The organism is Thiomonas sp., from assembly GCF_034007205.1.
Lineage (GTDB): Bacteria > Pseudomonadota > Gammaproteobacteria > Burkholderiales > Burkholderiaceae_C > Thiomonas.
This window is the reverse complement of record NZ_JAVERI010000033.1, coordinates 1-10,673: the sequence shown is the minus strand read 5'-3', so window position 1 is coordinate 10,673 and position 10,673 is coordinate 1. Positions and strand designations below refer to the sequence as shown.

General features: G+C 48.5%; 9 protein-coding genes. 4 read left to right on the top strand and 5 right to left on the bottom strand.

Translation table 11 applies throughout. The features are described 5' to 3' along the window. Positions 1 to 71: 71 nt before the first annotated feature. Genes RBR52_RS15105 through RBR52_RS15095 form a run of 3 tightly spaced genes read right to left on the bottom strand, consistent with a single transcriptional unit; the run spans position 72 to position 1,995 of the window. Entirely contained in the window at positions 72 to 1,175 is a 1,104-nt protein-coding gene (locus tag RBR52_RS15105) for a Y-family DNA polymerase (protein WP_320378099.1), read from the bottom strand. Then, positions 1,160 to 1,522: a S24 family peptidase gene (locus tag RBR52_RS15100; protein ID WP_320378098.1), complete on the bottom strand. Its 363-nt coding sequence runs from the start codon at positions 1,520 to 1,522 to the stop codon at positions 1,160 to 1,162. The genes RBR52_RS15105 and RBR52_RS15100 overlap by 16 nt, the downstream gene beginning before the upstream one ends. Further along, a complete protein-coding gene (locus RBR52_RS15095) occupies positions 1,519 to 1,995 on the bottom strand; it encodes a S24 family peptidase (RefSeq protein ID WP_320378097.1) in 477 nt (158 codons plus the stop codon). Before RBR52_RS15095 ends, RBR52_RS15100 begins: the two co-directional genes overlap by 4 nt. Before the next feature lie 321 nt (positions 1,996 to 2,316). Here RBR52_RS15095 and RBR52_RS15090 point away from each other — a divergent pair, with 321 nt between their 5' ends. Beyond that, positions 2,317 to 2,946 carry a recombinase family protein gene (locus RBR52_RS15090; RefSeq protein WP_320378096.1) on the top strand — a complete coding sequence of 210 codons (630 nt, stop codon included), beginning with the start codon at positions 2,317 to 2,319 and terminating at the stop codon, positions 2,944 to 2,946. A 193-nt stretch (positions 2,947 to 3,139) separates the two neighbouring features. Here RBR52_RS15090 and RBR52_RS15085 read toward each other — a convergent pair whose 3' ends face one another. Together RBR52_RS15085 and RBR52_RS15080 are read right to left on the bottom strand one after the other, a co-directional pair. Continuing rightward, entirely contained in the window at positions 3,140 to 5,362 is a 2,223-nt protein-coding gene (locus RBR52_RS15085; protein WP_320378095.1) for a trypsin-like peptidase domain-containing protein, read from the bottom strand. 248 nt (positions 5,363 to 5,610) lie between these two features. After that, the gene (locus tag RBR52_RS15080; protein ID WP_320378100.1) at positions 5,611 to 5,769 is read right to left on the bottom strand and encodes an SOS response-associated peptidase family protein; all 159 of its coding nucleotides are present in this window, start codon (positions 5,767 to 5,769) and stop codon (positions 5,611 to 5,613) included. 182 nt (positions 5,770 to 5,951) lie between these two features. On the opposite strand from RBR52_RS15080, the gene RBR52_RS15075 reads away from it, so the two are divergent. From RBR52_RS15075 to RBR52_RS15065, 3 genes are all read left to right on the top strand, one after another. Continuing rightward, positions 5,952 to 7,871 carry an ATP-dependent nuclease gene (locus RBR52_RS15075; RefSeq protein WP_320378094.1) on the top strand — a complete coding sequence of 640 codons (1,920 nt, stop codon included), beginning with the start codon at positions 5,952 to 5,954 and terminating at the stop codon, positions 7,869 to 7,871. Further along, positions 7,868 to 9,535 carry an ATP-dependent helicase gene (locus tag RBR52_RS15070; RefSeq protein WP_320378093.1) on the top strand — a complete coding sequence of 556 codons (1,668 nt, stop codon included), beginning with the start codon at positions 7,868 to 7,870 and terminating at the stop codon, positions 9,533 to 9,535. The genes RBR52_RS15075 and RBR52_RS15070 overlap by 4 nt, the downstream gene beginning before the upstream one ends. Positions 9,536 to 9,606: 71 nt before the next feature. Further along, the gene (locus RBR52_RS15065; protein WP_320378092.1) at positions 9,607 to 10,518 is read left to right on the top strand and encodes a 3'-5' exonuclease; all 912 of its coding nucleotides are present in this window, start codon (positions 9,607 to 9,609) and stop codon (positions 10,516 to 10,518) included. Positions 10,519 to 10,673 lie beyond the last annotated feature (155 nt).

Sequence of the window (10,673 nt, the reverse complement as noted above, 5' to 3'; positions counted from 1 at the left end):
CAGGAAGAGTGTCTCCCGATCCACCTGACGGAACCTGTTACTCATAACAAATGTCGCCTTTCCTGATAATTTCAAAGCGCGGCGATTTTAACATGATGCGGACGAAAAGTCCGACAAACTCCTAGAACAAGATCCGCAAGAAGGACTCCTGCCTTCTGATAGGCAAAGCCCGGGCGGTAAATTTCCCTCAAAGTTTTTAGTGCCGCCTGTGCGATTATACGGGTATCGTCTGTTGGGTGGAGCGTTAAGCTAAGGCTCCGGTCTTCTTGTGGCAGGTCCGTGCGGAAAGGGTTGGTCCGCAGAAACACACCGATGTTGCCTGTCAGTAGTCCCTGTTGCCTCAGTTTTTCAGCTGCTCGGGTTGCGTATGAAACCACTGCCTCTTCCAGAGGGGGCAAATCGCTGATCAATTGGCCGAAAGAGCGCGAGGACAATATCTGTTTTCTTGCCCCGGGTCCGGCCATAAGGCCGAGGCAGACCTCGCCGTTGAGTTCCCGAACAGTTCGTTCCAGGGTAACGCTGAAGGCAGCGCGGATGCGTGATGGCGCCGCCCGTTTCAGATCAAGGGCCGTGCGGATACCCATACTTTCCAGGCGTGTCGCCAAGCGTATGCCTACACCCCAAATGTCTCTAACGGGCGCCCAAGCCAAAAGTCTGTCTGCTTCGACTGTCGACATCTCGAAGAGGGGACACACCCCGCCAAACTCCAACCGCTTTTTCGCGCAGTGATTAGCAAACTTGGCCAATGTCTTGGTTGTGCCTAAGCCGACTCCCACAGCAAGTCCCGTCAGACGTTTTATTTCAGTGTGGATCGCCCGCCCACAAGCTGTCGGACTTGGTTGAGCGCCTGCGAGATCGAGAAAACACTCGTCAATGGAATAGACCTCCTGTAGCGGGCTGAATTGGGAGAGTATCCGCATGACCCGTGCCGACATGTCGCCGTAGAGGGCGTAATTGCTGGAAAGAGCGACCACACAATGGCGGCGCGCAAGATCTTTGAGCGTGTGCCAGGGCGCTGCCATGGGGATTCCGAGAGCTCTGGCTTCGGCGGAACGGGCGACCACGCAACCATCGTTATTGGAAAGAACCACCACCGGCTTACCAAGCAACACAGGCTGAAAAAGTTGCTCGCAGGAAGCATAGAAGTTGTTGCAATCGATTAAAGCGATGGGCATACGCGATGAATGGTCCAGCGGACCACCCCCCAAACTGTTACCTCGCCATGGCGGTTTCCGGCAAGATCTCCAGCTTGGCGGATGACGAACTCTCCATCGGCTACCGCGACCACCACGTGTCCTGGACTGGGGGTGATGGAGCGGTCGACCACCAACAGGTCTCCGTCAAAAATCCCCGTTCCCTCCATAGCCCCTCCGGCGGCACGAAAGAAAAAAGTCGCTTCCGGATGTTCGATTAGTGTGCGGTCGAGGCTGATCCCCATTTCCGCATAATCCGCCGCCGGCGAAGGGAAGCCGACTGATTCCAAGCATGCCGACTGTGGCTCATTCTCCTTGGATCGAATCAAGGCGCACTCCTCCTGAACCGTCGAGCCAGACCGGTGACGACGCCCACCAACTCCAAGCCGCCTTTGGGGCGGATGTCGGCGTAAGACGGGTTTTCAGGGTGCAGCAGCCACCCTTGGGCGTCTCGTTTTAAGCGCTTGACTGTTAACTCGCCATCGACAGCCGCCACCACGATCTCGCCAGGTGAAGCGGTAGTCTGCCGTTCCACAACCACCACATCCCCCTCGAAAATGTTGGCGCCGTTCATCGAATCGCCCCGCACGGTAATAAGCAGGGTCCGAGAAGGAGTATCCACAAGCAATTCGTCGAGTAGTGTAGTCGTCCCCCCTGATTCTGCGTCGGGAGCCGGATCGCCAGCCTGAACCGACTGCTCGGCGATGAAACGCTCAAAAAACTTAAGGGTCACAATCCAGACGCCATCCGGTGTGCGGTCCAGGAATCCTTGCAGCCGCAGACGCTCCAGAACTTTACCCACGGCCGATCGCGAAGAAAGGTGAAGAACCTGGCAGAGCCTCTCATACGAGGGTACGCAGCGCCAACGGGCGTAATAGTCCTGCAGGCGGGAGAGATATAGGGAATCAGATCGAGCTGTTCGCATGGGGAAATCCTTTATGGAGTACAAATGTTCTCTTTTGGGACTATAGAGAAGACCTCCGTTCTTTACAAGCCATTTGCACCATCATTCTGTGGCTCATTAGAGTAGCTAAAAAATGGGTGGCCAAGATAAATTGGGCTTTGAATTTTTAACCACCTGTATTAGCATGGGCCAAATTACCTATACCCAAAAGGACCGACTATGAACGTGGCCAGAGTGTATATGAGGGTCAGTACCGAAGAGCAGGATCTTTCCCGCCAGGCTTCAATTATCCAAGGCGCGAAGGCGGCGGGGTATTACGTTGCCGGCATCTATCGGGAGAAGGCTTCAGGGGCCCGGGCCGACCGGCCGGAGCTGCTGCGGATGATCGAGGACCTGCAACCCGGGGAAGTGGTCATTGCGGAGAAAATTGACCGGATCAGCCGTTTGCCGTTGCCGGATGCTGAGAAGTTGATTGCGACGATTCGGGAGAAGGGGGCCAAGTTGGCGGTTCCCGGGGTCACGGATCTTTCCGATCTGGTGGAGAATACGGAAGGGGTGACGAAGATTGTTCTGGAGTCGATCCAGGACATGCTTTTGAAGTTGGCCTTACAGATTGCCCGGGACGATTACGAGGACCGGCGCCGGCGGCAGCTGCAGGGGATCGAGATCGCCAAGGATGCGGGGAAGTATCGCGGCCGGAAGCCGGACGAAACTATGCATAAGAAGATTGTCGCGCTGAGGGCAGGGGGGCAGAGTATTGCCAAGACTGCGGAGTTGGTAGGGTGTAGTGAGAGCCAGGTTAAGAGGATTTGGGGGAGGTATCGGAAAATAACCAATTTAATTGCCTGAACGATATTAACTCCAAAGGGATCAAGAGATGCCCCAATGAAAACGATCCTCCTATCCACACTGAACCAAAACACCAGGAATGTTTCGTCTCTTGCCCAGGTGCGGGCAATCGGCTTGGGAATTCGTGACAGGGGTTTGTTTTCCGGCTGAGGCAAAAAACGTTAACGGCAACCCCGTATTTACAAAGTTTTTATCATTCAGCGACCACCAAAAAAACAGAACCCCTATAGGCAATTGCCAAGTCGGAAAGCTTTGTTTTTTGGGCCGCCAAAGCGTTTACCGTTGGCCGTTTTTTGAGGCCGTCTAATAGCGGACTAAGGTATTTAGCTTTTATGGCATAGTTAACGTTTTGGGGCATATCGCCTGTTTCGCTGAAAACCCTCATAGCCCCCAGTTTGGATGTAACAACCCCGACCACCTCCCCTTTGGAGTTGACCAAAGGACCGCCACTATTCCCCGCCTGAACAGGAACGCTAATCTGAAGCATTCGAGGATCGTCCTGTAGGCCTCTTGACGAATTGACAATGCCGCTCGTTATTTTCGCCTCTGTGCCCATAATCTCTGGGTGTGGATACCCTATTGTAAAAACCTCTTCACCAGAAACGCAGGGCCGATTTGCCAGGGGCAAGGCTGCCAAAACGCCTAATCCATTTTCAACTTTTAACAGGGCAAGATCGTTAACTACATCTTTGGAAACAATAATGGCATGGAATTTCTCTCCATTGCTATTGATAACTGTTATATTTTCGTGTCCATCCACAACATGAAGATTTGTTGCTATATACCCCGAGGGAATTACCCATCCTGTACCAGATGAAGCAATATTTTTTGAAAAAGGTTTGGATTGCTGATCTTTATTTTTACAAACATGGTTAATCATTTGGCTTCCTGCAGATCCTGGAGGAAATGACATCATTTCTATTTCTCTATATGGAATGGAAACATCTCGAATCTGCTTAATTCCACATAAACCTCTGTCACAATCGACGATGTTGTATGTATCAAACGTCTCAACCGCAAAATCTAAGAAGTTATGATTGTCAAATCCAAATTTCAATTGCTTACTCCAAAACCACTTTTTACCATCCGATCCGGTGATACTTGGTTCGCTTACAAAAAGCAGAGTGTTCGGACCCTTCATTGCCAACCGAAAGCCGCGGAATTTCTTTTCAATAACTTCAGCAGCCTTTGGACTACCCTGAACAGCAGCAAAAGCAATCAGATTAAAACCTCTTTCAAAATCTTCTTCAACACCTCGCCCATTTAGGTACATCATCCCCAACAGCTCAAGACCTTGAGCATTACCCTGTATAGCTGCACGACTGAACCACTCAAATGCATTCTTATCGTCCTGCGCCACATAATCACCCCGTGCATACATTTGGCCCAATTTTACCTGAGCCTCTGCATACCCTTTATGGGCCGCTTTTCCCAAAAGTGAATAAGCCCATTTGAAATTTTCTTCCTTAAATGCATTTATTCCCTCTTCGACCATCTTGGGGTAAATGACATCTAGCCATTCTTGGGCATCACTGTGGCCTTGTGATGCTGCCATCTCCCACCAATGGAGCATTTTCTCATGGTTTTTTGGAACCCCTTTTCCTTCATAGTAATAAACGCCCAAGTTGTATTGAGCTGGCGCATAACCATTTTCCGCTGCTTTTAGATACCATTTAGCCGACTCTTCGAAATTTTGAACCGTGCCATCTCCTCGTTCATACATTGTCCCTAAATTAAATTGAGCTTCAACGTGTTCCTGTTCAGCGGCTTTTCTGTAGTATTTTTCTGCTTCTAGCAGGTTTTTCTCAACATTTTGGCCGAAATCATACGCCTTTCCCAAAACAAATTGGGCTTCAGCAAGACCTTGATCAGCCGCCAATCGAAACCAATACACGGCCTGACCCCAGTCTTTCTTGACACCTTGGCCTTTTTTATACATTGTCCCCAGGTTGTACTGAGCGTCCCGGTACCCGTTCCGTGCGGCCTCCTTCCACCATTTTGCAGCCTCTGCATAGTTTTGGGACACCCCTTCACCTTCAAAATAGGAAGTTCCTAGTACAAATTGTGCAATCACTTCATTTTGTTTTGCTGCTAGAGTGAGCCATTCAATGGCATTATTGTTAGAGGTAATAGCTGCTTCATCTTCTGTTAAAAGAATTAACCCCAATGTAGTTTGCGCAGCTGGATTTCCTTTTTCTGCAAAAGGCTTGAGTGATCTCTTCGCTTTCGTGAAATCTCCTTCAACAAATGCCTTCAAACCATCATCTAAAGAAATATCATCGACTGGTGATGCTTTAACCGAGTTTAATTCTGTAATATTTCCCGTGATTGAATTAATATTTTTTCCATCGTGTTTTACAGTACAGGCACTCATAATAGTAACGAATATCATAAGCAGCAATGCCATTTTTTTCATAAATTTCTCCAAGTTTAATACGCTAAATTTTGAAAGCTGGCTACCACAAGCTATATTTTCCCTTTTTACTTTCTAATAAGAAGGGCAGCTTGATACCCAATGTTTCTCCGGGTCGATAAACAACATCTTTCAGTTAAACGGCACTACTGGTCGGAGCCCATACCCTTGTCACTTTAGCCCATTTTTAAACTTCGACTCATTGAAAATTTAAAGGAAATGTTAATACTATTTCGGCCAATTGGCAACGATTAAATAGAAGGGAGCCTGCGATCTGCAGGGATCAGGCACCAGCGGCTGCGGAAGGCAGGGCTTTTGTGGGCCGTTTCGGAGCGGGCGTTTAGGGTTCGGTAGCCGATCTTCGGGTCGTCGGCCCAGAAGGGGATGAGGCCCCAGTGAAGGGATACCAGACGGCGGGAAGGGAGGCTGTCGCTTTCTCAAGAGTTGCGGAAGTTGCTGTTCCAGAGGAGAAAGCCGCTCATGCCGTTTTCCAGCGGAAGGTCTTTAGGAAAAACCAGGCAAATGGATGTAATTGGGTAGACTTAATCCTTAAAAGATTTATATAGTCGCTACAGCGACCACAGGAGGGGATATGCAAATTTCATCAATTCGCCTATCAAATTTTCAATGTTTCGGTCCAACGCCCGTCACTATATTCCCGAAAGACATTACGTTTCTCATCGGCCCTAATGGATCAGGGAAAACAGCTGTACTTCAAGCACTCAGCCGTATGTTCGGCTTCGATCCGAAACAGCGGCAATTGCAGAAATCAGATTTTCACACTCCTCTAGGGGAGGATGTTCTTAAAGAGCAGCGTTCCCTCTGGGTAGAGATCGATATCAGTTTTCCAGAACTAGAAGAAGACGATGCCGATCATCCGACGATCCCTCCACAATTCAACCATATGCGGCTTCAAGACGGTGAGGAGTTACCGACAGTCCGCATTCGCCTGTCAGCAACTCTCGACATTGATGGAGATATCCAGGATGAACTGCTTTATATCCTCCAGGTCGATGAAAACAATGAGCCGGTCAACAAGAGCAATGTTTCCGCCATGGACCGCAAAAGCATCCAGGTCCATTACCTTCCGGCCCGACGCGATCCGGCTGATCATATTTCCTACAGTGCCAATACCTTGCTCGGCAGACTGTTACGATCAGCAGACTGGACGGAAAACAAGGAGGAAATAAAAGAATTGACCGAACAGGTCAGTAAAACCCTGGGCCAGAATAAAGGGATCACAGAATTTGGGACGACTCTCAATACGCAATGGCAACATCTCCACAAAGGTGATTTCTTCTCCTCACCCAAAGTGACGTTTGCTTCAACCGAGATCGATGCCTTGCTACGGCATATGTCAGTGTCCTTTTCTCCGGCACATGATGACAAACAGGTTGATTTTTCACGCTTGAGTGACGGCCAGAAATCCCTATTGTATCTCTCTTTAGTTCTGACCACTCAGAGTATCGGCCGCAAACTGCAAAAGCCCGAAGGGGATGATATTGGGTTCGATCCGGAGTTATTCAGGCCAGCCACATTTACTCTGGTCGCAATCGAAGAACCAGAAAACAGCCTGTCACCACAATATCTAGGCCGAATTGTTTCATCCCTTAAAGAAATGGTCGCTCATAACGATGCTCAGGCCTTGATTGCGACTCATGCACCATCCATGTTACGTCGAGTTGAACCAGAGGATATCTGTTATCTGAGACTTAATGAACAGCGACAGACACAGGTCACGACAATTCAAATGCCTGAAAAAGCAGACGAGGCCTACAAGTTTGTTCGCGAAGCGGTCATGGCATTTCCGGAGGTTTACTTTGCTCGCCTAGTGGTCTTGGGCGAAGGGGACAGTGAGGAGATTGTATTACCACGAATTCTTCAGGCAAAAGGAATGCCTGTTGATGAACAGGCGATTTGTGTCGCTCCTCTCGGTGGTCGACATGTCAACCATTTTTGGCGGCTGTTAAGTGGTCTGGGAATCCCCTATAAAACCCTCCTTGATCTAGATTTGGCTCGTTTTGGAGGTGGTTGGGGAAGGTTTAAAGTAGCCAATGATTACCTTAAGAAATTTCATCCTGAAAACGCCTTGCCTAAGGGTATGCCCATTCCTAATTGGAATGATGAAAATCCTTGTCTGAAAAATCAGGATTATTTTGACGCATTGGAAGAGCGCGGAGTTTTCTTCTCCTATCCTCTGGACCTCGATTTTTCCATGATACTGGCCTATCCTGAGGCCTACGGGATCAACGATGAAGATTTGGAAGACCCTGATGGTAAAATTTTAACATCAGTTTTAGGGAAGGCACGTCATGGCGAAGATCAGTACGCTATAGATCTGCAACAATATTTTTCCAGTTATCAGCGCCTGTTCAAAATTGGCAGCAAACCAGCAGCCCACATTGAGGCCTTGGCCTCTCTGTCCGACGAGGACCTCTTAGAGAGCATGCCTGAAGAACTGGTTAACATGGTCGATCAAATTGCTAAAATTCTTAAGGGCCTGCCAGAATGATCCGCCCCGAAGACTGGGTACCTGCTGACGGGTTGACTTTGGAACCCAATGCGGGAAAAGCAGTACGCGAACTGCATCGTAGTCTAGCTCTGATGGCCGGACCCGGTGCGGGAAAGACTGAAGTACTTGCCCAGCGTGCAGATTTTCTTCTGCGCACTGGCACCTGCCGCTACCCCCGCCGGATTTTGGCGATATCGTTCAAGGTTGACGCTAGCGGTAATCTGAAAGATCGCGTCCAAAGACGCTGTGGTAAGGAATTGGCTTCCCGTTTCGACAGCCATACATTTCACGCCTTTGCCAAACGCCTGATTGATCGCTTTCGCCCAGTTCTTAAAGGAAAAGACGCCCTCGATCCAAACTTTACCGTTCATGAAAGCAAACGCATCGAGCGCAAGCAGATCACATTTAACGACATGGTTCCTTTTGCTATCCAGATACTTGAGAACTCCCAACTCGCCCGTAACGCGGTCAGGATGACATATACTGATATCTTCTTAGACGAATTCCAGGATTGCACGAATGAGCAGTACCGGTTGATTCGGACGGCTTTTCTCGGAACCCCGATCCGTTTGACTGCAGTAGGTGACACCAAACAACGCATTATGTCATGGGCCGGAGCGCTGGAAGGTGTGTTTGAAATTTTTGGAAAAGATTTCACCGCTTTACCATTAAACCTATACAGCAATTTTCGCTCAAATCCGCGGCTGCGCAGAATGCAAAACGATATCGTTAAAGTGTTGGACCCTCCAGCAGTAGTTCCTGATGATCAGCTGCAGGGGGAAAAGGGAGAAATTTACATTAAAGTATTTGACAACTGCCAGGAAGAGGCTGAAGCCGTCGCTGAACTGATTGTGTCTTGTATTGAAGTGGATGGGCTATTGCCTACTGAAATAGCTGTCCTTATGTCCAAGCAGTTATCTCTCTATGCGGGTCCGCTCATGGCCGCTCTTTCGTCCCGAAACATTCCATATCGTAACGAACAGGATCTGCAAGATACCGTCAAAGAGCCTCTGACTCGGTTAGCAGCAGATTTTTTGACTGTCCTGCACAACGACTGTGAACCAGAGGCTTGGCAACGTTTAATCGGGCAAATATCGGAATATTATTACGACGATATCCCTGAAAAAAAACAAACCGACTGGTCCAAGTATATCAATACCGTCAAGCGGGAATTAATGGCCCACGAAAACTATCAAACCGACTTCAAATTCAGTTGGGAATTGGTTCATAAATTTATGAAAAAAATCGGAAAAGACCGCATTCGCAGCCTTTCTGCAGAATATCAATCAGAAACTCGACTCCAGGAAATATGGAAGGAAACTCGCGACAAATTGGAAGCCCTTGTTGGACAGGAAGGGAACATCAAAAAGGGGTTGAAAGTTCTGGATGACGACCAAGCTGTGCGGATTTTGACCCTCCACAAGAGTAAAGGATTGGAGTTCGATACAGTCATTTTCATGGTCATTGATAATCAAATTTTTTGGGGTGATGAGGCTGAGAACCGCTGTGCTTATTTTGTGGGAGTGTCCCGTGCAAAAAAGCGCCTGTATTTGACCTATGCGCAACAAAGAAAACGCCCTGAAGGATATCGGGGCCGTTGGAATGAGTACAGAACACCTCAATTGGAATATTTGGGTTACGCTGAAAAGTATTTAGCTGGTTGACCTGTTATTCTTTTAGTATGTACCTAAGGTATGATGACAATATCTAAACCCGATTGGGGGTTGCCGGAAGCATGACTGATTTCAACCTGGACCAATGCATCAAGAGACTTGAAAATACTGGGAATTACCGAGTCATCCAACGCTTCGAACCGGTAGACGCTTATCACGGGGAAGAGACGGATGAAAACAAACTCGTAGGCATTTATGTCGACATTGAAACTACGGGTCTTAACCCAAGTATGGACCAAATTATTGAACTGGCCATGGTCGCCTTCGAGTTTCTTCCGGATGGACGTATCTTCCGCATTTTAGAGCAGTTTGACCAGTTTCAGGATCCGGGTTTCCCGATTCCTGAAGGGATCACAGCCCTGACCGGAATTACGGATGACATGGTACAGGGAAAGGAAATCGATAAGGATAGGGTCAGCCAACTTGTTGAGTCAGCTTCTGTCATCATCGCTCACAATGCTGCTTTTGACCGTAACTTTCTTGAAAGTAAATTTCCGCTTTTTATAAAAAAAGCCTGGGCCTGCTCCATTCGAGATATTCCTTGGGTAGAAAAGGGAATCGAAGGGACCAAGCTGGAGTTCATCGCTTACCGTTTTGGTTTTTTCTTTGACGGTCACCGTGCTATTAATGACTGTTTGGCTGGTGTACACATTCTGGCCCAGACCTTTCATAATTCTGATGAATCTATTCTTAAAACGTTACTGGACCATGCCAGGGAATCTGAATATCGGGTCTGGGCTCTGGATAGCCCTTATGACGCCAAAGATATTTTGAAAGCTAGACGCTACTCCTGGAATCCAGGGGCGAATCATCATCCCCGCGCTTGGTACAAGGATGTTCCCGGAGATCAGCTCAAACAAGAAATCGCATTCCTCCAAGAGGAGATCTACGGCCAGAAAGTGGAACCGCAGATCGACATAATCACAGCCTTCGACCGCTACACGGGCCGCACCAAGCACTATAATTTGCTCTAAATCTTTTCAGAGTGATCCGCCTCAAGTTTCTTAGTACAACAGGAAACCCCCCGGCTTTGCCGGGGGACCTCAGAAGTTTGACAGTTCCGGGAGTAAATGAAAGCCTCCCGTCTGTGAACCGCTCAAAGTTCTCAGAGAAGGAGGCTTTCGATGAA